The following is a 23,934-nucleotide window of genomic DNA, read 5'->3' as shown; positions in this document are numbered from 1 at the left end:
ATGAAAGACCGCGCTGCTCATTTGCGGCAACTGTTGAACGAACATGCCCATCGCTATTACGTCTTAGATGAACCCAGCATTCCAGATGCAGCGTACGACCGGCTTTTCAAAGAGCTTCAGGCTTTAGAAGTTGCGCACCCCGAGCTGTTAACCCCGGATTCGCCCACACAGCGCGTGGGAGGTTCGCCAGTAGACGCCTTCGCAAGCGTTATCCACCGTGTGCCCATGCTCAGCATTCACACCGAAACCGATATCTCAGACCAAGGTGCATTGGCTTTCGATCAACGTGTTCGCAAACAATTGCAACTCAAAGACAGCGATGCGCCTGTCGACTACGTGGCAGAGTTGAAATTTGATGGTTTGGCGATCAGCTTGCGCTACCAAGACCATGTGCTGGTGCAAGCCGCCACACGAGGTGACGGCGAAACCGGCGAGGACGTTACCCATAACATCCGCACCGTTGGACAAATCCCTTTGCGTTTGTCGCCTCAAGCCCCCGCTCAGCTAGAGGTTCGCGGTGAAGTCTATATGCGGCGTGACGACTTTGAAGCCTTGAATGTTCGCCAAAGAGAGCGTATTGCAACGGGTGCCAAAAATGAGAAAACTTTTGTGAATCCGCGTAATGCAGCAGCAGGTGCGGTACGCCAACTCGATCCCCAAATCGCGGCGCAACGCCCTTTGAGTTTTTTCGCTTATGCCATGCATTTTCACCCCGTAGAGCAAAGCGCTTTAAGCCCTTTAGAGGCCACTTTGTGGGGCTTGCAAAACTATGGCACCCAAGCCAAGGTGCTGCAATGCCTCAAAGCTTGGGGTTTTGCGGTGGCAGCACAAACCCAAACAGTGACTGGGGCGCAGGGTTTGGTGCAATTTCATCAGCACATTGCTGGCTTGCGGGACCAACTGCCGTTTGACATCGATGGGGTGGTCTACAAGGTCAACCGCATCGACCAACAGCGCTTGCTTGGCATGGTTAGCCGAGAACCACGCTGGGCAGTGGCGCATAAATTTCCTGCGCAGGAAGAGTTGACCACGGTGTTGGGTATCGATGTGCAGGTAGGCCGTACCGGCAAGCTCACGCCTGTGGCCAAACTGGTGCCCGTCTTTGTGGGCGGTGTGACTGTGACCAATGCCACCTTGCACAATGAAGACGAAGCACGACGCAAAGATGTTCGTGTGGGCGACACCGTGGTGGTGCGTCGAGCCGGTGACGTCATCCCCGAAGTGGTTTCTGTGGTGCTTGAAAAACGCATGCATGAAGCTGCCCTCTTTACCATGCCGAGAATTTGCCCCGTATGCGCAAGCGTTGCAGTGCGAGAAGAAGGCGAAGCCGATTACCGTTGTACGGGCGGCTTGTTTTGCAGCGCGCAACAAAAGCAAGCTATTTTGCATTTTGCGCAACGCCGTGCGGTAGAGATCGAAGACTTGGGCGAAAAACTGGTCGATCAATTGGTGGATGCTGGTTTGGTCAAAACCTTGGCCGATGTCTACAAACTGGGTTTTAGCCATTTGGCCACGCTCGATCGCATGGCAGAGAAATCAGCCAACAACTTGCTTGCCAGTTTGGAGCGATCCAAGTCCACCACCTTGCCGCGCTTTGTGTTTGGTTTGGGCATACGCCACGTGGGGGAAGCCACGGCCAAAGATTTGGCAAGGCACTTTGGTGGTATCGACGCCATCATGGACGCAAGCGTTGAGCAACTGCTGCAAGTCCACGATGTAGGTCCTGTGGTGGCGCAAAGCTTGCGCACCTTTTTCGACCAAGCGCATAACCGCGAGGTGGTCGAGCAATTGCGTGCCTGCGGTGTGCATTGGCCAGAAGCCGATCCGCAAGGCAGGCTGGATTTGCCACTCACCGGCCATACCTATGTCATCACCGGTACCTTGCCCACACTTTCACGCGAGCAAGCACAAGCCTTGTTGGAAGAAGCTGGTGCCAAAGTGGCTGGCAGCGTCAGCAAAAAAACCACCGCGGTGGTGGCAGGCGAGGCAGCAGGCAGCAAGCTAGACAAAGCCAACGCCTTGGGCATTCCCGTGTTGGATGAGGCAGGTCTGCTGGCCTTGGTGAAACCCCCTGTATGAGTGCGCTCATCGGCATTGATATGGGTGGTACCAAGACCGAGGTTGCGGTATTGGGTGAGCATGGGCAGTTTCTTTTCAGACAACGCCTACCCACACCCCAAGACGATTACATCGCCATCTTGGACACCATTCACGCTCTGGTGCAAGAGGCTATAGCTCATACCGGCATGGCAAGACCCCAAGCCATTGGTTGCGGCATCCCCGGTTGCTTAGATCCCGATAACCAAAAGGTTCGAGGGGCTAACACCTTGGTGCTCAACGGACAAGCTTTGCAAGCAGATTTAGAACGACGTTTGCAATGCCGTGTGCCCATCCAAAACGACGCTAACTGTTTAGCGGTCAGCGAAGCGGTGGATGGCGCAGGGCAGGGCAGTCAAGTGGTATTCGCGGCTATTTTGGGAACCGGTTGTGGGGGGGGCATCGCATTCCAAGCAAAAGCATGGACTGGGCGACACGCCATTGCAGGTGAATGGGGACACAACCCCTTGCCATGGCCCACACCAGAAGAACTGCAGGTCCCTGCGTGTTGGTGTGGCCAAGCGGGCTGCTTGGAAACTTGGATCAGCGGAACAGGTTTTGCCCATGACCACGCCAGACAATTTGGCGCTCGCTTGACGGCTGTGCAACTGATACAGGCCATGCGTGAGGGTGACGCACAAGCGCGCATCAGCTTTGATCGTTATGTGACAAGGCTGGCACGCGGCTTAGCGCAAGTGGTGAATTTGCTTGACCCCGATTGCATTGTCTTGGGCGGCGGCATGAGCAATGTGGACGAGATTTACCCAGATGTTCAAGCGCACATACTGCGTTACACCTTCAGCAAAACTGTTCGTACACCTGTCATAAAGGCTTTACACGGCGATTCTTCTGGTGTGCGTGGCGCTGCTTGGCTTGCTCGCTGACAAGCTGTCATCGCTTTACGCCGTCATTGCGAAAGAAGCGAAGCAATCTCCTTTTCAGTCGCAAATCGCAGGTTCGGCCTCGCCTCCATGCTTGCACAACGTCGGCTACGGCCGACCTGCGACCCGCGCCTTGAGAAGCTTGCTATGTTCAAGATACTTCGTTGTCCTGTGTCGCGTCTTTGCTAACGCCAAAGCCAGTTTCGTCAGTCTAAAGAGCTGTGTAAATGCGGTCATCTAGGGAAACCTTCATTGAGAGCGTAGCGAAGCAAACAATAATCGCTTTCGCAAAGGTTCGCGTTGCAGGTCGGCCGTAGCCGACGTTGTGCAAGCATGGAGGCGAGGCCGAGCCTGCGGCGCGAACCTTTGAATGGATTTTGCAGATTTCTTCGCTTCGTTTCGCTCGCAAGGACGACTAAAGGAACAATGACGCCTAATTAGGCCCGATGACACCAAGCAACTCGGTCTCTAAATCGAGTTGCTGGCGGTTGTGCTGCAAGGCCGCGCCGTCGATCAAAAACGTGTCTTCCACACGCTCACCCAAGGTCGTGACCTTGGCCAATAAAACATTGATATGGTGATGCGCCAAAACTTGCGCCACGCCATACAGCAAACCCACCCGGTCGCTGGCCGAAATAGACAGTAGCCAGCGTTGGGCTTTTTCATCGGGTTGCAAACTCACACGCGGGGCCACAGGGAAGCTTTTCACCCGCCTAGACACCCGCCCACGCGAAGCCTTAGGCAATGGCGCTGCACTCTCGATGGCGTGCTTCAAGTCGTTTTCCACCATCACAGTTAACTCACGGTAATGGATGTCGAGCATCTCTGTGACGATCTGAAAGGTATCAAGAGCATAACCATTTCTAGCGGTATGAACCTTAGCGTCCAAGATGCTAAAACCAGCTTGGTCGAAATAGCCGCAAATGCGGGCGAACAAATCGGTTTGGTCTGGCGTGTAAACCATCACCTGTAAGCCCTCACCCAAAGGCGATAGACGGGCTTTGACGCTAACGCCAGGTGCTGTAGCGGCTGCTTTGGCAAGCGACAAAGGGCGCGAGAGTTGTCGGGTATGCCAGGCGATATCGGCGGCATCGTGGCGCATGAAATAGCCCACATCCAAGGTCGCCCATAAATCTTTGTGCGACTCAAAAGGCATGGCGTAAAGGTTTAGCGTCTCCAAGGCTTGGCGCTTGCGAGTCTCGACCACCGCATCGGGGTCATGGGTCTGACCGCCCAATACCGCTGCGCTGGCTCGGTAAAGGTCTTCCAGCAATTTGCCCTTCCATGCATTCCACACCTTGGGGCTGGTACCACGAATGTCTGCCACCGTCAGCAAATACAGTGCTCTTAGATAGCGTTCATTGCCCACACGCTTGGCAAACGCATGGATAACCTCGGGGTCGCTCAAGTCCTCTTTTTGCGCCACACGGCTCATGGTCAGGTGTTCGCGTACCAAAAACGCAATCAACTGGGCGTCGTCTTTGGACACACCATGCTGGCGGCAAAAAAGACGCGCCTCTTTCTCGCCCAAGTCGGAGTGATCGCCGCCGCGTCCTTTGGCAATGTCGTGAAACAGCGCAGCCACAAACAAAATCCAAGGCTGCTCCCAACCCGCTGCTAACTGAGAGCAAAACGGGTATTCGTGGGCATGTTCAACAATGAAGAAACGCCGCAGATTGCGCAGCACCATCAAGATGTGTTGGTCCACGGTGTAGACGTGAAACAGGTCGTGCTGCATTTGCCCGACGATGCGCCGAAACACCCATAAGTAACGCCCTAAGACCGAAGTCTGGTTCATCAAACGCATGGCGTGGGTAATGCCTTGCGGGGCTTTCAGGATACGCATGAACATTGCACGGTTAGCGGGATCGCGGCGAAAGGCCGCATCCATCAAGCCACGGGCGTTGTAGAGGGCTCTTAGTGTTCGCGCTGAAAAACCTTTGATACCTACCGTTTCTTGGTAAAGCAAAAAGGTTTGCAAGATAGTCTCAGGGTGGCGTTGGTAAACGCCGTCATCGACCACATCGAGCATGCCCGATTTATCCACGAAAAATTCGTTCAAAGGCAAGGGCGGATGCGCTGTGGCTTCTTGAAACAACCACTCTTGCATGTTCAGATGCACGATTTGGTTCAACTGTGTGACCGCTTTGGCGGCCCAGTAGTAATGCTTCATCAACGCTTCGCTGGCGCGGCGTGCGTGGCGCTGTTCGCCCTCAGGCGGCGCCAGACCCAGGTCTTGCGACACCGAGGTTTGCAAATCGAAGACCAAGCGGTCTTCTCGCCGCTGGGCGATGTAGTGCAGTCGCCATCGAATCAGGGACAGCAAGTCTTCGTTGCGCTGTAACTGTTGCCGTTCCAAGGGCGTGACCATTTGGTGTTCGGCCAAGTCATTCCACGATTCCCCCAACCCACTGGCTTTCGCCAGCCAAAGTAGCATTTGCAGGTCACGCAAACCACCAGGGGACTCTTTGCAATTGGGCTCGAGCGAGTAGGGCGTGTTGGCAAACTTGGTATGGCGTTGCTGCATTTCCAAGGTTTTGCCAGTGAAAAAAGCACGCGGTTCTAGCTGTTTGTGAAAGCCTTGGCTGAAGGCCTCAAACAGTGCCGCGTCGCCGCCTATGCGTCTTGCCTCCAACATGGAGGTTTGAACGGTGATGTCGCTGGCGGCTTCCACAATGCACTCTTGAAGGGTGCGAACGCTGGATCCAATTTCCAGCCCTGCATCCCAGCAACTGCCAATGAAGCGCTCAATGGCAGTTTGCAAATCAGGGTTGTCATGCGCAGACAGGTCATCGGGCAGCAGCACCAGCACATCCACATCCGAATAAGGGAACAAGGCTTGTCGTCCATACCCACCTACCGCCACCAAGCAGGCTTGTTCTGGCATGTCAGCCAGTCGCCACAAATTCAATAAGCTGTCATCGCACAACAGACTGAGTAGACGCAAGTGTTTTCGTACCTGCGACACGCGGGGCAGGCTTTGCGCATTGGCGCAAGCCAATAACAAGGCTTTCTTGCGTTGTTTGAAATCGGGCGAGGGCTGGCTCACCGAGGTTTAGCAGGAAGTGGCAGTGACAAACGAGGGCAAGGGCGGACTGCCCTCGGACAGGGTCAGTACCTCATAGCCCGTAGGCGTGACCAACACGGTGTGCTCCCATTGGGCTGACAAAGAATGGTCGCGGGTCACGATGGTCCAACCATCGCCAGTTTCGCGGATGTCTTTTTTACCCGCGTTGACCATGGGTTCGATGGTGAAGGTCATGCCAGGGCGAAGTTCCTCTAAAGTGCCAGGCTTGCCGTAGTGCAGCACCTGTGGCTCTTCGTGGAACACCTGACCGATGCCGTGGCCGCAAAACTCGCGAACGATGGAAAAGCCCAAACCCTCTGCAAACAGTTGAATGGCGTGGCCAATATCTCCAAGACGCGCTCCCGGCTTGACCTTGAGGATGCCATGCCACATGGCCTCGTAGGTCATGGCGCACAGGCGTTTGGCGGCGATGGAGCCCTCGCCCACCACAAACATGCGGCTGGTGTCGCCATGCCAGCCGTTTTTGATGACGGTGATGTCGATGTTGACGATATCGCCCTTTTTCAAAGCCTTGTCGTTGGGTATGCCATGACAAACTTGGTGGTTGATGGAGGTGCAAATCGATTTGGGGTAGGGGTTGTAACCGTTGGGCGCATAGTTCAAAGGGGCTGGAATGGCAAGTTGTACTTGGGTGATGTAGTCGTACGCCAATTTGTCCAACGCATTGGTGGTGATGCCCGCTTGCACATGGGGCGTCAAAAAATCCAGGACTTGCGAGGCTAAACGCCCCGCTAAGCGCATACCTGCTATGCCTTGTTCGTCTTTGATGGTGATGCTCATGTCCAAATTATCTCAGGCTCTGCACCCAAGGCCTTAAGCCTGAGAGCGAGCCAGTAAAATCTTGGCTCAGAACCGCAAAATTTTTCCCCCACCGCCCCCTCTAACAGGCTCGCCCGTGACCGTTCAGATCAGCACTTTCCAAGGCGGCGCAGCCTTTAGCCCCTTCAAAACCCAGCGTTTACTGCAAACTTTGCAACAAACCGCGCCTTCTGTCAGCGGTTTGCACACACTAGAGGTGTTTTTGGTGGCCACCGCCAAGCCCCTGACCCAAGCCGATACGCAGCGCATGGCGCGCTTGCTCAACGCCACAGCAACGCCCAACACGGTTTTATCTGGCAATCAGGCGGTATGGTGGGTTTCTCCCCGCTTGGGAACGGTCTCGCCATGGGCCTCCAAAGCCAGCGACATTGCACGTAACTGCGGCTTGGCGGTGCAACGCATAGAGCGGTTGATCGAATACCGCTTAGTAACACTTCAGCCTTTGACCGAAGTCCAAACCAGCGCATTGCAAGCCCTACTGCACGACCGCATGACCGAGACGGTGTGGCGCAACGCCCAAGAAGCCCAAGCGTTGTTTCAGGCTTTGCCTGCCCAAGATTTGAGCTTTGTGGATATCTGGTCCAAAGGACGCGCTGCCTTGGTGCAGGCCAATACCGATTGGGGTTTGGCCTTGGCCGAGGATGAAATTGACTATTTGCTGGACGCCTTTACCAAACTGGGGCGCAACCCCAGTGACGCCGAGTTGATGATGTTTGCCCAAGCCAACAGCGAGCACTGTCGCCACAAAATTTTCAACGCCACCTTCAGCATCGATGGCCAGGCGCAAAGCCACAGCCTGTTTGGCATGATCCGCCACACCCACGCCACCTCGCCTCAGCACACGGTGGTGGCCTATTCGGACAACGCGGCCATCATGAAGGGCCACACGGTAGAGAAATTTGCTGCACCATTGACGGGCTACATGCCACGCTACGACAAGTCGCAAGGTGTGCAACATATTTTGATGAAAGTCGAAACCCACAACCACCCCAGCGCCATCTCGCCTTTTCCAGGGGCGGCAACAGGTGCAGGCGGCGAAATCCGCGACGAGGGCGCAACAGGGCGTGGTGCCAAGCCCAAGGCTGGATTGACGGGTTTCAGCGTCTCCAAACTCTGGGGCAGTAGCTTGGGCCAACCTGCCCACATGGCCAGCGCCTTGGCCATCATGACCGAGGGGCCTTTGGGTGGCGCAGCTTTCAACAACGAATTTGGCCGTCCCAATTTACTGGGCTATTTCCGCGAATACGAGCAGGTGGTCGACGGTGTGCAACGCGGTTACCACAAGCCCATCATGATTGCGGGTGGCTTGGGCGTGGTGCAACGTGAGCTCACCCGAAAAATTGAGTTTCCTCCTGGTACCTTGCTGATTCAATTGGGCGGCCCAGGCATGCGCATTGGCATGGGAGGCGGCGCTGCCAGTTCCTTGGCCAGCGGCAGCAACAGCGTGGCTTTGGACTTTGACTCGGTGCAACGCGGCAACCCCGAAATTCAACGCCGTGCCCAAGAGGTGATTAACCATTGCAATGCCTTGGGTGCGATGACGCCCATTCTCGCTATCCACGATGTGGGGGCGGGCGGTTTGTCCAACGCCTTTCCCGAGTTGGTTAATGACGCAGGTCGCGGGGCGCGGTTCGATTTACGCCAAGTGCATTTAGAAGAGTCGGGCATGTCGGCGCGAGAAATTTGGAGCAATGAAAGCCAAGAACGCTATGTGCTGGCGATTGACCCCGAGTCCTTGCCGCAGTTTGCATTCTTTTGCGAGCGTGAGCGTTGCCCGTTCTCCGTGGTGGGCAAGGCCTTGGCCAAACCGCAGTTGCTGGTGAAGAATGGTGCCAGCACGTCTCCCGTCGATATGCCCCTAGAGGTGTTGTTGGGCAAACCGCCCAAGATGCACCGCGATGTGGTCCGTGTTTTGCGCAGTTCGCCGCCTTTGAACCTTAACGATGTGCGTCTGCAAGACGCAGTCATTCAGGTGTTGGCGCATCCGACGGTAGCGAGCAAACGGTTTTTGGTCACCATTGGCGACCGCACCGTGGGCGGCTTGAGCCACCGCGACCCCATGGTCGGTCCTTGGCAGGTGCCGGTGGCCGATTGCGCCATCACCTTGGCCGATTTCAAGGGTTATGCCGGTGAGGCCATGAGCATGGGCGAGCGCACCCCGATTGCCGCACTCAACCCCGCAGCTTCAGGCCGCATGGCGGTGGCCGAGGCCATCACCAATTTATTGGCCGCACCTTTTCAAATGGACAAAGTCAAGCTGTCTGCCAACTGGATGGCCGCTTGCGGTGAAGTGGGCGAGGACGCCGCCTTGTATGACACCGTCAAGGCTGTGGGGCTGGAACTGTGCCCTGCCTTAGGTATTTCTATTCCTGTGGGCAAAGACAGCTTGTCCATGCGCACCCGCTGGAACGAGGCAGGTCAAGAGCAGCAAGTGACTTCACCTGTCAGCTTGATCGTCACGGCGTTTGTTGCCTTGGACGATGTGCGTGGCAACCTCACGCCGCAGTTACAAACTGGCACCGACAGCAGCTTGGTCTTGATCGATTTGGGGCATGGTCAAAAGCGCATGGGTGCGAGCATGTTGGCGCAAATCTTGAACCAAGGCGGCGGCGACACCCCCGACCTTGATGACCCACAAGACTTGCTGCATCTGGTGAATGCCATCAACGATTTACGCCTTCAAGGTTTGCTTTTGGCCTACCACGATAAGAGCGACGGTGGCCTGTGGGCGACAGTATGTGAAATGGCTTTTGCAGGACGGGTGGGCGTGGACCTGAACATCGATTTGCTGGTCACCGAAGGCGATGGGCTGAGCGACAGCCGTGCCGACCATGGTGACAGCAAAAACTGGGCACAACAAGTCGGCGCACGTCGTGAGGAACTCACCTTGCAAGCCCTCTTTAATGAAGAACTGGGTGCGGTGATTCAAGTAGCCACGGCGCAGCGCGACGTGGTGATGCAAGTCTTGCGTCAACACGGCTTGTCTGCTCACAGCCATGTCATTGGGAAAACCCGCAGCAGCGCAACGCCTGTGGTCAGCGTATGGCGTGACGCCAAAGAGGTTTTTTCTGCCTCGCTGCAAGACTTGCAACAGGTGTGGGACAGCGTCAGCTGGAAGATTGCGCGTGAGCGAGACAACCCCGCTTGTGCCGACGCCGAGCACGCCGCCGCTGGTGACCCCTCAGACCTTGGCTTGCATGTGCATTTGCCCCAAGGGTGGAAAAACACCTCTCAAGCGCCCTATGTTCATAAGGCCAAGCCGCGTGTGGCGGTGCTGCGCGAGCAGGGCGTGAATTCGCATGTGGAAATGGCCTACGCCTTCACCGAGGCGGGTTTTGAGGCCTACGACGTTCACATGACCGATTTGCAACAGGGCAGGGCCAACCTCAAAGACTTTCAAGGCTTGGTGGCTTGCGGTGGTTTTAGCTACGGCGACACCTTGGGCGCCGGCGTGGGATGGGCTCGCAGCATCACTTTCCACGAAGCCTTGAATGCTCAGTTTCAAGCATTTTTTCAACGCAACGACACCTTTGGCTTAGGCGTGTGCAATGGTTGCCAAATGTTCGCCGAGCTGGCCGACATCATTCCTGGTGCCCAACACTGGCCACGCTTCACCCACAACCAAAGCGAGCGTTTTGAAGCCCGCTTGTCTATGGTGGAGGTGTTGGAGTCGCCCAGCTTGTTTTTCAAAGGCATGGCGGGATTGAGAGCACCCATTGCCGTGGCACATGGTGAGGGTTTTGCCAATTTTTCAAAACGCGGCAATGCCCAACAGGTGCATGCCGCCATGCGTTTTGTGGACAACCACGGCCAGCCCACCGAGGCCTACCCGTTGAACCCCAACGCAAGCCCGGGTGGTTTAACGGCCGTCACCACCGCCGATGGACGCTTCACCGCCATGATGCCGCACCCCGAACGGGTGTTCAGGACGCTGCAATTCAGTTACTCACCTAAGGGCTTGTCTGAATCCTCTTCAGAATTAAGTCCGTGGATACATTTATGGAGAAATGCTCGGGTTTGGCTAAATTGATAATTGACAAAATTAATGTAGGATCGATATATATATGAGCATTACCCGAGACCGAGAATTAGCTGATACTTTGTACGCCTTGGTAGATTTGGCGGAGCACCTCAAACTCGACCTGAATTTACTGATCCACGGCCTGCAAGACATGCACCACTCGGAAACGGGTTTGACCGTGGTGGGCGGCAAAAGCAGCCAAGAGGTTGCTAACGATCAGCAAGACCCAATCCATGCCAAGCGTATGGCGGACCATGCGGCCAATACAGCGCTAGCTGATACAGCCTTGGCTAAAACCACGCTGGCTCAACAGAAAATAGAGTCGGTGATCAAGTTATTGCTACTCAACCACACGGACGCTGCCAGCATATTGAACGAGTTTGAAAAAATACGAACCGCCAAACTGCTGACCAGCGAAACCTTTAGCTTGGCTCATATTCTCAAAGACAAGCTGAAATAAAAAAACCCTCGCAAGAGGGTTTTTCTTTTGGGCTTGGAAACCAGCTTTATTCGATCTTGGCTTTCTCTCGCAAGCCTTGTTGGTACTCGGCCAATTTTCCTTGTTGCATTTGCTGCGAGATTTGGGCTTTGACATCATCAAACTTTGGCACAGGGGTGTCTCGTGTGTCGTCTAAGCGGATGATGTGAAAACCAAACTGGGTTTTCACAGGCGTGTCAGTCACTTGGCCTTTTTTCAAGGTGACCATAGCTTGTGAAAACTCTTTGACAAAACTGTTGGGATTGGCCCAATCGAGGTCGCCACCGTTGGCACCAGAGCCTGGGTCTTTGGATTGCTTTTTGGCGATGTCTTCAAACTTTCCGCCTTTTTTCAAGCTAGCGATGATGGCCTTGGCTTGCTCTTCTTTTTCCACCAAGATGTGGCGAGCGCGGTATTCTTTGCCACCGCTGCTGGCAACAAATTTGTCGTATTCGGCTTTGATGTCAGCATCACTCACGGGGTTGGCTTTTTGGTATTGGGCAAACAATTCACGGATCAAAATGCTTTGCTTGGCGATTTCCATTTGGGCTTTGTAGTCGTCTGTTGTCTCCAAGCCTTGTTTCTCTGCTTCTTGCATAAAAATTTCGCGCATGATGACTTCTTCGCGCAGCTGCTGCTCCATGTCGGGGGTGACGGCTCGGCCAGAGCGCTCTACCTGAGCGGCCAACATGTTCAGACGGGTTTTGGGCACAGCCTTACCATTCACGATAGCGACATTTTGTGCCTGCAAAGCCAAACTCGACAGGCTTAAAACCGCCGCAGTGATAACGCTGGGAAGAAAAGAAAATCTCATGAAGGGTCTTTCAAAGTATTAAATAGTGGGGTCAACAATTTCTATGGCCAGAGCGTGAAGACCCTGAGCAATAAATGCTTGCAGCGCATCATACACAAGCCGATGTTTGGCGACTCTGGAGAGGCCATAGAAGGCGGCACAACCAATGCGAACCCGAAAATGTGTGCCTTGCCCTGTGCCGTCTGAGCCGCTGTGCCCAGCATGGGCGGCACTTTCATCCATGATATCAAGCGCAAAGGGTTTGAGTTTTTCTTTTAAGGCAAGCTCTAATTGATCGGCGCTGATGTTCATGGGGTTTCTTCCGGTCCAGCCTCTTCGGGCTTGATGAAGCGACTGAGGTAGAGGGCTTGCGCCACCACAAACACCAGCATCAAACCCATACCACCAAACAATTTGTAACTCACCCAAGTGTCAAGGTCAAAGTTATAGGCCACCCACAAGTTGAGCACGCCCATGAGAGCAAAAAAACCAGTCCACGCCCATAACAAACGCAGCCAAGCTGTATCGGGAAGCTCCAGTTGTGAGCCCATTAAGCTTTGCAAAAAATTGCGCTTTAGCACCAGATGCCCCAAGGCCAAAGCACCACCCATCAGCCAGTACAGCACGGTAGGTTTCCATTTGATGAAGGTGTCGTCGTGAAACACCAAGGTCGCACCGCCAAATAAAACAATGACGACCAAGCTAACCCACTGCATGGCTTCAACCTTGCCATTGCGAAAGTACAGCCAGCCAATTTGCAGCAAAGTAGCCGCAATCGCCACACCCGTGGCCACATAAATGCCGGCCAACTTGAAGGTGATGAAAAACAGGGCGATGGGTAAAAAATCAGTCAACAGCTTCATATCAGCCCTTGTCTTGGGGATCAAACTGCAAGGCCGCCGAGTTCATGCAGTAGCGTAAACCGGTGGGGGCGGGGCCGTCAGTAAAGACATGGCCTAAATGGGCGCCACATTGAGCGCAAACTGTCTCGGTGCGTACCATGCCGTGCGCTCGGTCCACCCGCTCTTCGATGGCACCCGCCACCGCGCTTTGGTAAAAGCTTGGCCAACCGCAGCCCGAGTCAAACTTGGTGCTGTCATCAAACAGCAGCGCGTCACAGCAAATGCAGCGGTACTGGCCTTTGGCCCAATGGCCTTCATAGCGTCCGGTGAAAGCTCGCTCGGTGGCAGCTTGCCTTGTGACTTCATAGGCCAAAGGTTCGCCGCCTTTGCTGGCCAACAAAGCTCGCCATTGTTCTGGGGTCTTGGGAAGGTCTGTCATGAAGAACAACTGATGGAAATGGTTGAAGCCCAATCGGGCGGGAAGGCGGCATGGCTCTCAAAGTCTAGGTGCTCGTCAAACGGCGCACTCAGTAACTTCAACAAGACAGCCACCTCGGAAAAGTCGCCCATTTTCGCTTGGCGAATAGCTTGCTCGCCCAAATGGTTGCGCAAAACAAATTTGGGGTTGCAAGCCAGCATGGCTTGGGCGCTGCGGCGCAAGTCCTCGCCAGACAATCGAGTCAGATACTGCCCCAGCCAAGCTTGCCAAGCAGTTGGCTCTATGAACATATCGCCCACCCTGTCAAACGCGGATGCTTGGTTGCTTTGCGCGAAACCAGCCACGGCTTGACTCAAGCGTCGCCAAAAAATCGTGTAGTCGGTGCGTTCTGTGGCCAACAGGCGAAACACCGCATCGATCAATTCGTGGTCGCCAGTTTTGACTTCTTGCAGCCCCAGTTTGGCTGCCATGCGTTGGTCGAGTTGGACTGGGTAAGCTGTTTTATAAACATCCAGCACGTTCACCGTGGCATCTTGGTCTTGAACCAGCGGGAGTAATGCTTGGCCCAAGCAATACAGATTCCAAAAAGCGATCTGCGGTTGCCGTGCATAGGCATAGCGGCCTTGGTGATCGGAGTGGTTGCAAATGTGGGCAGGGTCAAAGCCATCTAAAAATTGGAAGGGCCCGTAGTCAATGGTCAGGCCCAACAAGCTCATGTTGTCGGTGTTCATCACGCCATGGCAAAACCCCACCGACTGCCAATGGGCCAAAAGGGCGGCAGTGCGCTGCACCACCGTCTCCAACATGCCCAAATACCGCGCGGCTGCGTTGGGAAGCGACAAAAGTTCAGGGAAGTGGTTTGCAATAGCATGGTCGGCGAGTTGCTGTAACTCCTCATGCCTACCAAGAGCCGCGAAATGCTCAAAATGCCCAAACCGCAAAAAGCTAGGCGCCACTCGCGTGACCACCGCAGCGGTTTCCACCTCTTCACGCAACACCTTGTCGGGTGAACCCACGATAGCCAAGGCACGGGTGGTGGCTATGCCCAAGCCATGCATGGCTTCGCTGCATAAAAACTCACGAATACTCGATCGCAGCACAGCCCGCCCGTCGCCCATGCGGGAATAGGGCGTCAAACCCGCGCCTTTGAGTTGTACTTCTTGCGAGCCTATGGGTGTGTCGATTTCTCCAAGCCACAAAGCCCGCCCGTCACCCAACTGACCCGCCCACACACCGAACTGATGACCGCTGTAAACACTGGCCAAGGGCTGACTACCTGGCAGCACCTCATTGCCCGCCAAAGCTTGCAGGCTGGTGTTGGCTTGCCACCAATCTGCATGAAGGCCCAAAGTGTGTGCCAAAGCGTCGCTGCGAGCTACCCAATGCACATCGCGCAATGGAGCAGCGTTCACAGGCGTGAAAAAAGAGGCGCCCAAAGTGGCGAAACGGTTGCGCCAAACGAGGGTAGATAAAGGATCAGCCAAAGATTGCATAGTGAGATTGTGCACAATACGTCCCAACCTTAAACCGTACGGGGCGATGACCCTAGGAGACTGTCCATGCTCGGACTGATGCAACAACAAGCTTTATCTGTCGGCTCTTTGATTGATTTTGCGGAAAAACACCATGGCGATGTGGAAATCGTGTCGCGCCGATTGGAAGGCGATATCCATCGCAGCACTTGGGCAGCCATTGCCAGTCGCTCCCGTCAAGTCGCCAATGCTTTGGACCAATGGAAGATTGGCCAAGGCGCCAGAGTTGCTACCTTGGCATGGAATGGTTACAGGCATTTGGAGTTGTATTTTGGTGTGAGCAGCAGTGGGCGAGTTATTCATACCCTTAACCCTCGCTTGCATCCTGACCAAATTGTTTGGATTGCCAACCATGCCGAAGACGAGGTGATGTGCTTTGACATGACCTTTTTGCCCATTGCCCAGCAAATCCATGCGCGATGCAGCACGGTGAAGCATTGGGTGGCCTTGTGCGACGCAGACCAACTGCCTGCCGACAGCGGCATTCCTGGCTTGGTCAGCTATGAAAGCTGGATGAGCCAACAGTCCAATGCCTATGTATGGCCGACCTTGAACGAAAACTCGGCATCTTGCATGTGCTACACCAGTGGCACCACGGGCAACCCCAAAGCGGCGCTTTACAGTCATCGCTCCACCGTGCTTCACGCTTATGCCTGCGCCTTGCCCGATGTCATGTGTCTGTCTGCGCGTGACTCGATACTGCCAGTGGTTCCCATGTTCCACGTCAGCGCTTGGGGCATCCCTTACAGCGCGGCCATGGTCGGCGCCAAGTTGGTCTTCCCAGGAGCGGCGCTGGACGGCAAGTCAATTTACGAATTGCTGGAAACTGAAAAAGTGACCTTAGCTGCGGGTGTACCAACCGTATGGCAAATGCTCTTGGGTCACCTGAGCGCCAACAAGCTGCGCTTCAATTACTTGAAACGCACAGTCATAGGCGGCTCGGCCTGTCCGCCCGCCATGATTGAGGCATTCAACAATCAATATGGCGTGGAAGTGCTGCACGCTTGGGGCATGACTGAACTCAGCCCCTTGGGCACCTTGTGTACCTTGAAAAACAAGCACCTCGATTTGCCTGAAGACGAGAAGATGAAAATTCGCTTGAAGCAAGGGCGAGCGATTTTTGGTATTGACTTCAAAATCGTGGACGACAGCGGCAAAGAACAAGCCCAAGACGGCAAAGCCTATGGCGATTTATTGGTCAAAGGGCCTTGGGTCATCAATGAATATTTCAAGCAAGAAGGCGCTTCGCCCTTGGTGGACGGTTGGTTTCCCACGGGAGATGTGGCCACAGTGGATGCCGATGGTTACATGCAAATCACTGACCGTAGCAAAGACGTCATCAAGTCGGGCGGCGAATGGATCAGTTCCATCGACGTAGAAAACATCGCCATGGCGCACCCCGATGTGTTGATGGCCGCTTGCATAGGCATGGCACATCCCAAATGGGACGAGCGCCCTATCGTGGTGGTGGTGCTCAAACCGGGTAAAACCGTGGTGCGTGAGGAGTTGCTGAAGTTTTACGAAGGGAAAATTGCGAAATGGCAAATTCCTGATGATGTGGTTTTTGTCGAATCCATACCGCTAGGCGCAACAGGAAAAATGCTCAAGACCAAACTGCGTGAAATGTTGAGCACTTATCAACTTCCTTCCTAGGATATTCCCTAGCCGTGTAAAACCCTGTTTGCGATTACGCTCAGGGTATTGAAATCAGGAGACTTGAATGGCACCGAATAAAACATGGCTGGCTTTGACACTGACCAGTATTTTGTCTTTGAACGCTTATGCCCAAAAGGGTGAAACCGTCAAGATAGCTTGGATTGACCCCTTGTCTGGCCTGATGGCCCCCGTCGGTTCCAACCAGTTGAAAACCCTGCAATACCTTGCCGAGGAAACCAACAAAAGCAACCCTGCAGGTGTGAAGTTTGAAATCATTGGCTTGGACAACAAACTCAGCCCCGCTGAAAGTTTGAACCAACTCAAGTCAGCCATGGACCAAGGTGTGCGCTACATCACGCAAGGCAATGGTTCATCAGTTGCGGGTGCGTTGCTAGACGCTGTGAACAAACACAACGAACGCAACCCTGGCAAAGAAATCATCTTCCTCAACCACTCTGCGGTGGACCCCGACTTCACCAACAGCAAATGCAGCTATTGGCATTTCCGTTTTGATGCAGACACCTCCATGAAGATGGAAGCCATGACCACCTTCATCAAGGGTATGCCTGAGGTGAAAAAAGTCTTTTTGTTGAACCAAAACTATTCACATGGCCAGCAAGTCATCAAATACGCCAAGGAAAACCTGAGTCGCAAGCGCCCCGATATTGAAATCGTTGGCGAAGACCTGCACCCCTTGGCGCAGGTGCGTGACTTCGCACCTTACATCGCCAAAATCAAAGCCTCTGGCGCTGACTCTGTCATCACTGGCAATTGGGGCTCTGACCTTGCCTTGTTGGTCAAAGCTGCCAATGAGGGCGGCTACAACGGCCGCTTCTTCACCTATTACGCCGGTGTGACCGGCACGCCCACCGCATTGGGCCAAAGCGGCGCTGGCCGCGTTTACCAAATTGCCTACGCCCACTACAACATGGGCGGACGCATGAGCCAGTACTTGGCAGGCTTCAAAGCCAAGTACAACGACGATTTGTACACCGGTTCCATGATCGGCATTTTTGATTTACTCACCCAAGCCATGGCCAAAGCGGGCTCCACCGACCCTGTCAAAGTGGCTGCCGCCATGCATGGTCACAAATTCAAGGGCTACAACGGCGACATGGAAATGCGCAATCTTGACCATCAAATGCAGCAAACCCTGTTCATGACCGTTTGGCAAAAAGCGGATAAAAAGTTCCCTTACAGTGTAGAAAACACGGGCATGACCTTGGCGCTGGTGAAAACTTTTGAGCCTTATGTCTCGAGCACACCGACCAGCTGCCAGATGAAGATGCCTTCCTGATCGAGTTGCATGGGTGCTTTTTCGCTGTCCCTGCGTGATCTAGAGACAGCTTTAAGTGCCATGATCTGACATGGAATTTTTCCTTATCTCCTCGCTCAATGGGCTGAGCTATGGCCTGTTGCTGTTCATGCTCAGCTCTGGCCTGACCCTGATCTTCAGCATGATGGGGGTGCTCAATTTTGCGCACGCCAGTTTTTATATGTTGGGTGCTTATTTCGGCTATACCTTAGAGAGTCGAATCGGGTTCTGGCCCGCCTTGGTTTTGGCACCTGTTTTGACGGGGGCGGCTGGCGCTTTGTTCGAGAGCAAAGTTCTGCGCAAAGTCCACAAAATGGGCCATGTCTCCGAGTTGCTGGTCACGTTTGGTCTGTCCTACATCGTGCTGGAGTTGGTGCAACTCTTGTGGGGACGGGTGGCGGTGGAGTTCACCCCGCCTGCCTTCTTGCAAGGCCCAGTATTCACCCTGATCAACCACGGCCAACTGGGTTTGTCGCTGGTTTCAGGTGCAGGCGGCGAGGTCTGTCAAGCCACAGATACCGCGGTGCGCATTGTTTGCACCCCTTTCCCTGCTACCCGCGCTTTCATTATGTTCACAGCCATTGCCATGGTTATCAGCCTTTGGTGGGTGCTGACCCGCACCCGTGCGGGTCTCATCATCCAAGCGGCACTTACGCACCCCGAAACCGTGGAAACCTTGGGTCACAACGTGCCTCGTGTGTTCATGCTGGTGTTTGCCATGGGAACAGGCTTGGCTGGCTTGGCGGGTGTGATTGGAGGGTTCACCTTCATCACCGAGCCAGCCATGGCAGCCACCGTGGGATCGGTCATTTTTGTGGTGGTGGTGGTGGGTGGCATGGGTTCTCTCAGCGGTGCATTTTTAGCTTCGCTTGTCATCGGCATCGTGCAAACCTTTGCCGTGGCGATTGACTATTCCTTGTTGCAACTGGTCAAAGATATTGGCTTGCCGCTTTCTGCCGATTGGAAAAATAACAGCGTGATCAAACTCACGGTGTCACAAGTTGCTCCCATCTTGCCCTACCTGATGTTGGTGCTGATTTTGATTTTTCGCCCACGCGGTTTACTTGGCAAACGGGACACATGAGCATGTCAAACCTCTTGACTCGTTATGGCGTGTGGCTGGGCTTTGCGCTGGTATTGGTGGTAGCGCCTTGGCTGTTCACCAGCAATTTGTCACAAACCATGCTGTCGCAAATGGGCATCGCCATCATCGCTTGCCTGTCCTACAACTTGCTGCTGGGACAAGGCGGAATGCTCAGCTTTGGCCATGCGGTCTACAGCGGCATGGGCAGTTACTTTGCCATCCATGCGCTCAATGCGATTGGGCAGGGCGTGCTGCACCTGCCTGTGGTGATTCTTCCCTTGGTGGGTGGTTTGGCAGGCATGGGTTTCGCCATTTTGCTGGGCTATGTGACCACCAAAAAATCAGGAACCACGTTTTCCATGATCACGCTGGGCATGGCCGAGTTGGTGTTTGCCATGTCGCTGATGTTCTCCGAGTTTTTTGGCGGTGAGGCCGGCGTGTCAGCCAACCGCGTGGTGGGCGAGGCTTTCATGGGCATCACTTTTGGACCCCAACGGCAGGTCTACTACCTGATTGCTTTTTACACCTTTGTCTCTGTGGCGCTCTTGTACGCCTTGACCCAAACTCCCTTGGGGCGCATATTGAATGCGGTGCGTGACAACCCCGAACGTGTGGAATTTGTGGGCTACAACACCCAGCAAGTGCGCTACCGAGCCTTCATCATTGCCGGCTTTTTTGCAGGCATTGCGGGTGGTTTGGGGGCCATCAATTTTGAAATCGTCACTGCTGAAGTGGTCGGGCCTGCGCGCTCGGGGTCTTACTTATTGTTCACCTTTTTAGGGGGTGCAACGGTTTTCTTCGGACCTATTTTGGGCGGCATATTGATGGTGCTGGCCTTTGTGCTGCTGTCTGAAATCACCAAAGCGTGGTTGCTCTACCTTGGTTTGGTGTTTTTGTTCATGGTGGTGTATGCCCCAGGGGGCTTGGCGGGTTTGATCATGATGAATCTCAGGATTGCAAAAACTGGTGCCTTCAAGCGCTTGCTGCCCTCCTATGCAGGTTTGGCTGTGGCGATGGGCTTGATGTTGGCAGGTGCAGGCGCTTTGGTTGAGATGATTTACCACCTGCAACTCAATGCCGCTAACGGCCCTGAACTGGCCTTTGCAGGTTGGGTACTCAATACCGACAGTGGCTCGACATGGGGCGTTTCGCTTGCCTTGCTCACTGTAGGTTTGGCCGTGTTTGAAACGGTGCGTCGCCGCTTTTCCTTGGTTTGGGGAGATATACAAACAGAGATCGCCGCCGCTCAACAAGCCAAGGAGGCCGCATGAACGATGCGTCGTTTTCGCTGGACATCCAAGGCCTGACCAAACAGTTTGGCAAAACAGAAATCATCCGTGGGGTGAACTTACAGGTCAAGGCGGGGGAGAGGGTCGCCATCATTGGTCCCAACGGCGCTGGCAAGTCCACGCTGTTTAACCTCATTAGCGGTCGCTTTGCTCCAAGCGCTGGCAGTATCAGCCTCAAGGGGCAGCGCATTGACGGACTCAAGCCCTTTGAGATCAACCGCATGGGCTTGTCACGCAGCTTCCAAATCACCAATATTTTTCCCAAACTCAGCGTGTTTGAAAACCTGCGCTGCGCGGTGCTGTGGAGTTTGGGCCACCGTTACAGCTTTTGGTCTTTCTTGGGCAATTTGAAAGACGCTAACGAACTGGCCGAGAACTGGATGCAGCGCATCCGTTTGGCGCCTAAGCGTGACACACTCGCCATGAACCTGACCTATGCCGAGCAACGAGCTTTGGAAATTGGCATCACCATGGCCGGTGGCGCCGAGGTGGTGTTGCTCGATGAACCCACTGCTGGCATGAACAACAGCGAGACCGAGCGTTTTATTGGCCTGATTAAAGAGGTCACGCATGGCAAAACCTTGCTGGCGGTGGAACACGACATGGGCGTGGTGTTTGGCTTGGCCGACAAAATCGCGGTGCTGGTGTATGGCGAGATCATCGCGTTTGACACCCCCGACAAAGTCCGCGCCAACGCCTTGGTGCAAGAGGCCTATTTAGGCAGTTTGCAAGAGAGCCACTGAATGTTGCAAGTCAAAGACCTCCACGCCTATTACGGCAAAAGCCATGTGCTGCATGGTGTGAGCTTTTCAGTTGGCAAGGGCGAAATTGTGGCACTGTTGGGTCGCAACGGTTCTGGACGCTCGACCACCGCCAAAGCCATCATGGGGCTGGTGGATGCCCAAGGCAGTGTCGATTGGCTGGGCCAGCAAATCGTAGGGCGCAAGCCCTTTGAGATCGCCCACCTCGGCTTGGGCTATGTGCCTGAAAACCGCGACATCTTCCCCAAACTCACGGTGCAGCAAAACCTTTTGCTGGGCTTAAAGGGCGAAAAACCCCAAGGCCGTTGGGATTTTGAAGATATGTACAAACTCTTTCCGCGTTTGCGTGAACGCCAGCACACCGAGGCCGGTGTACTTTCTGGGGGTGAGCAACAAATGCTGACCCTGTGCCGCAGCCTCATGGGCGACCCCGAACTCATCATCATCGATGAACCCACCGAGGGCTTGGCCCCCAAAATCGTTGAACTGGTAGGCCAGTTTTTGCGCGAACTGCGCAACCGTGGGGTGTCGGTCTTGCTAATTGAACAAAAGCTCACTATTGCCATGCAAATTTCTGACCGTGCCTTGGTCATGGGCCACGGCAGCATGGTTTTTGATGGCACCCCAGACGCCTTGCGGGCAAACGCTGCTGTTCGCAAGGAATGGTTAGAGGTATAAAATAGTACGATCGTTCTTTTTTTATCTCTTCACCCGCTTCTGACAAGGAATTCCTATGAGTGCTGACTATGCAGTTCACGGCGATGTTGCCGTCATTACTTTGAACAACCCACCGGTCAACGGACTGGGTTTGGCCACCCGCCAAGCGTTCATTCAAGGCCTTGGCAAAGCCATGGCTGACGACGCGGTGAAAGCGGTGGTGGTCACGGGTGCGGGCAAGGCCTTCTCGGGCGGCGCAGACATCAAAGAATTTGGTTCACCCAAGGCCATCCAAGAGCCCCATTTGCTCACCCTGATTACTGCGATTGAAAACGCCACCAAACCGGTGGTGGCTGCGATTCACACGGTTGCCATGGGCGGGGGCTTGGAGTTGGCACTGGGTTGCCATTACCGCATTGCAGCGCCCGGCACCGATGTGGCTTTACCTGAAGTCAAGCTCGGCCTCATCCCGGGCGCAGGTGGCACCCAGCGTTTGCCGCGTGTGCTGGGTGTGGAACCCGCTTTGAACATGATCGTCAGTGGCGAACCCATCAAGAGCGAGATGCTGGCCATGTTGCCCGGTCAAAAACTCTTTGACCAAATTGCCACCAGCGCCGCGACCTTGATGGACGAAGCCATTGCCTTTGCCAAAAGCGTCGTCGGTACCTCGCCCTTGCCGCGTGTGCGTGACATGGCTTGCAAACACCCTAACGCAGACGCTTTCTTCAAATTCACTACCAACATGGTCAACGGCATGACCAAGGGTAAATACCCAGCTCCTCTGAAATGCATAGAAGCGGTACAAAACGCCACCAAGATGAAGTTCGACCAAGGCATGGAAGCTGAGCGCGAAATCTTCACCAACCTGATGTGGACGCCCGAATGCCGCGCTTTGCGCCATTTGTTTGTGGCGCAACGTGCCACTACGAAAATTGCTGATGTGCCCTCAGACACCCCCGTGCGGGAAATCAAAAGCGTGGCCGTCATTGGGGCTGGCACCATGGGTGGCGGCATCAGCATGAACTTCCTCAACGCTGGAATTCCTGTCAAGATTTTGGAGATGAAGCAAGATGCCCTGGACCGTGGGCTGGCCATCATCGAGAAAAACTACCAAGCTCAGGTCAAAAAAGGCAAGCTCAAAGAGGACAAACTCCAGCAGCGCATGGCTTTGCTGTCCTCCACCCTGAATTACGAGGATTTGAAAGACGCCGATTTGGTGATTGAAGCCGTGTTCGAGGAACTGGGCGTGAAAGAAACCGTGTTCAAAAAGCTCGACGAGGTGATGAAACCCGGCGCGATTTTGGCCTCCAACACTTCTACTTTGGATGTCAACGCCATCGCTAGCTTTACCCAACGCCCGCAAGACGTGGTGGGCTTGCACTTTTTCAGCCCCGCCAACGTCATGAAGCTGCTCGAAGTGGTGCGCGGCGCGAAAACCAGCAAAGACGTGATGGCCACCGTCATGGGCGTGGCCAAAAAGATCAAGAAAACCGCGGTGGTGTCAGGCGTTTGCGATGGCTTTATTGGCAACCGCATGATCGAGCAGTACAGCCGCCAAGCCGGTTTCCTGATCGAAGAAGGTTGCACGCCCCAACAAGTCGACAAGGCGGTGGAAAAGTTTGGCTTTGCCATGGGCCCCTTTCGCATGGGCGACTTGGCGGGCAACGACATTGGCTGGGCCATTCGCAAGCGCCGCTACGTGGAAAAACCCGACATGAAATACAGCAAGACCGCCGATGTGCTGTGTGAGATGGGCCGATATGGTCAAAAAGTGGGCAAAGGCTGGTACGACTACCTGCCAGGCAAACGCGACGCCATTCCCAACAAAGAGGTGGAGGACATGATCGCCCAGCACCGCACCAGCTTGGGCGTCCCCGCTCGCAAAATCAGCGACGACGAAATCGTGCAGCGCTTGGTGTTCTCCTTGGTGAACGAAGCCGCCTACATTTTGGAAGAGGGCATCGCCGCTCGTGCCAGCGACATCGACATGGTCTACATCACCGGCTATGGTTTCCCCATCTACCGGGGCGGCCCCATGAACTATGCCGACCAATTTGGGCTGTTCAACGTGGTGCAAGCCATGCACCGCTTTGCGCAAAACCCCCACGACGACGCCAAGTTCTGGCAACCCGCCCCCTTGCTGGCCCGTTTGGTCGCAGACGGTAAAACATTCAATTAAGGA

Annotated in this window: 18 protein-coding genes; 11 read left to right on the top strand and 7 right to left on the bottom strand. The window is 54.6% G+C overall.

The genetic code is table 11. The features are described from left to right. Both ligA and AC9UEO_RS07740 read left to right on the top strand, forming a co-directional pair. A complete protein-coding gene (ligA, locus tag AC9UEO_RS07745) occupies positions 1-2,079 on the top strand; it encodes an NAD-dependent DNA ligase LigA (RefSeq protein WP_509531789.1) in 2,079 nt (692 codons plus the stop codon). Further along, a complete protein-coding gene (locus AC9UEO_RS07740; RefSeq protein ID WP_509531786.1) occupies positions 2,076-2,981 on the top strand; it encodes an ROK family protein in 906 nt (301 codons plus the stop codon). Before ligA ends, AC9UEO_RS07740 begins: the two co-directional genes overlap by 4 nt. A gap of 430 nt (positions 2,982-3,411) precedes the next feature. Here AC9UEO_RS07740 and AC9UEO_RS07735 read toward each other — a convergent pair whose 3' ends face one another. Then, positions 3,412-6,027 (bottom strand): [protein-PII] uridylyltransferase, encoded by a 2,616-nt coding sequence (locus tag AC9UEO_RS07735; RefSeq protein WP_509531783.1) that lies wholly within the window; start codon positions 6,025-6,027, stop codon positions 3,412-3,414. Between the two features lie 6 nt (positions 6,028-6,033). Beyond that, positions 6,034-6,846, bottom strand: a complete 813-nt coding sequence (gene map, locus AC9UEO_RS07730) for a type I methionyl aminopeptidase (protein ID WP_509531779.1) — start codon at positions 6,844-6,846, stop codon at positions 6,034-6,036. A gap of 115 nt (positions 6,847-6,961) precedes the next feature. On the opposite strand from map, the gene purL reads away from it, so the two are divergent. Then, positions 6,962-10,915, top strand: a complete 3,954-nt coding sequence (purL, locus tag AC9UEO_RS07725; RefSeq protein WP_509531776.1) for a phosphoribosylformylglycinamidine synthase — start codon at positions 6,962-6,964, stop codon at positions 10,913-10,915. Positions 10,916-10,949: 34 nt separating this feature from the next. After that, the gene (locus AC9UEO_RS07720; protein ID WP_509531773.1) at positions 10,950-11,366 is read left to right on the top strand and encodes a hypothetical protein; all 417 of its coding nucleotides are present in this window, start codon (positions 10,950-10,952) and stop codon (positions 11,364-11,366) included. 46 nt (positions 11,367-11,412) lie between these two features. Here AC9UEO_RS07720 and AC9UEO_RS07715 read toward each other — a convergent pair whose 3' ends face one another. Genes AC9UEO_RS07715 through AC9UEO_RS07695 form a run of 5 tightly spaced genes read right to left on the bottom strand, consistent with a single transcriptional unit; the run spans position 11,413 to position 14,951 of the window. Further along, entirely contained in the window at positions 11,413-12,198 is a 786-nt protein-coding gene (locus AC9UEO_RS07715) for a peptidylprolyl isomerase (protein ID WP_509531771.1), read from the bottom strand. 18 nt (positions 12,199-12,216) lie between these two features. Then, positions 12,217-12,489 carry a BolA family protein gene (locus AC9UEO_RS07710; protein ID WP_509531769.1) on the bottom strand — a complete coding sequence of 91 codons (273 nt, stop codon included), beginning with the start codon at positions 12,487-12,489 and terminating at the stop codon, positions 12,217-12,219. Continuing rightward, a complete protein-coding gene (locus AC9UEO_RS07705; protein ID WP_509531766.1) occupies positions 12,486-13,040 on the bottom strand; it encodes a septation protein A in 555 nt (184 codons plus the stop codon). Before AC9UEO_RS07705 ends, AC9UEO_RS07710 begins: the two co-directional genes overlap by 4 nt. Before the next feature lies 1 nt (position 13,041). Further along, positions 13,042-13,458 (bottom strand): peptide-methionine (R)-S-oxide reductase MsrB, encoded by a 417-nt coding sequence (gene msrB / locus AC9UEO_RS07700; RefSeq protein ID WP_509531763.1) that lies wholly within the window; start codon positions 13,456-13,458, stop codon positions 13,042-13,044. After that, positions 13,455-14,951 (bottom strand): protein adenylyltransferase SelO, encoded by a 1,497-nt coding sequence (locus AC9UEO_RS07695; protein ID WP_509531910.1) that lies wholly within the window; start codon positions 14,949-14,951, stop codon positions 13,455-13,457. The genes msrB and AC9UEO_RS07695 overlap by 4 nt, the downstream gene beginning before the upstream one ends. A 66-nt stretch (positions 14,952-15,017) precedes the next feature. On the opposite strand from AC9UEO_RS07695, the gene AC9UEO_RS07690 reads away from it, so the two are divergent. The 7 genes from AC9UEO_RS07690 to AC9UEO_RS07660 all read left to right on the top strand — a co-directional run bounded on the left by AC9UEO_RS07690 (position 15,018) and on the right by AC9UEO_RS07660 (position 23,931). Further along, positions 15,018-16,643, top strand: a complete 1,626-nt coding sequence (locus AC9UEO_RS07690; protein WP_509531760.1) for a 3-(methylthio)propionyl-CoA ligase — start codon at positions 15,018-15,020, stop codon at positions 16,641-16,643. Positions 16,644-16,710: 67 nt separating this feature from the next. Continuing rightward, the gene (locus AC9UEO_RS07685) at positions 16,711-17,943 is read left to right on the top strand and encodes a branched-chain amino acid ABC transporter substrate-binding protein (RefSeq protein ID WP_509531757.1); all 1,233 of its coding nucleotides are present in this window, start codon (positions 16,711-16,713) and stop codon (positions 17,941-17,943) included. A gap of 70 nt (positions 17,944-18,013) precedes the next feature. Beyond that, positions 18,014-19,045: a branched-chain amino acid ABC transporter permease gene (locus AC9UEO_RS07680; protein ID WP_509531754.1), complete on the top strand. Its 1,032-nt coding sequence runs from the start codon at positions 18,014-18,016 to the stop codon at positions 19,043-19,045. 2 nt (positions 19,046-19,047) lie between these two features. Continuing rightward, positions 19,048-20,316, top strand: coding sequence for a branched-chain amino acid ABC transporter permease (locus AC9UEO_RS07675; protein ID WP_509531751.1), 1,269 nt, complete (start codon positions 19,048-19,050; stop codon positions 20,314-20,316). Continuing rightward, positions 20,313-21,077 (top strand): ABC transporter ATP-binding protein, encoded by a 765-nt coding sequence (locus AC9UEO_RS07670; RefSeq protein ID WP_509531749.1) that lies wholly within the window; start codon positions 20,313-20,315, stop codon positions 21,075-21,077. Before AC9UEO_RS07675 ends, AC9UEO_RS07670 begins: the two co-directional genes overlap by 4 nt. Then, positions 21,078-21,773, top strand: a complete 696-nt coding sequence (locus AC9UEO_RS07665; RefSeq protein ID WP_509531746.1) for an ABC transporter ATP-binding protein — start codon at positions 21,078-21,080, stop codon at positions 21,771-21,773. Between the two features lie 55 nt (positions 21,774-21,828). Beyond that, positions 21,829-23,931 (top strand): 3-hydroxyacyl-CoA dehydrogenase NAD-binding domain-containing protein, encoded by a 2,103-nt coding sequence (locus tag AC9UEO_RS07660; protein WP_509531744.1) that lies wholly within the window; start codon positions 21,829-21,831, stop codon positions 23,929-23,931. Positions 23,932-23,934: the final 3 nt, after the last annotated feature.

The sequence above is a fragment of the Limnohabitans sp. genome (assembly GCF_040401495.1).
In the GTDB taxonomy this organism is placed as follows: Bacteria; Pseudomonadota; Gammaproteobacteria; order Burkholderiales; family Burkholderiaceae_C; genus Limnohabitans.
The sequence above is the reverse complement of the archived record's forward strand: the minus strand, read 5'-3'. Positions and strand labels throughout refer to the sequence as shown.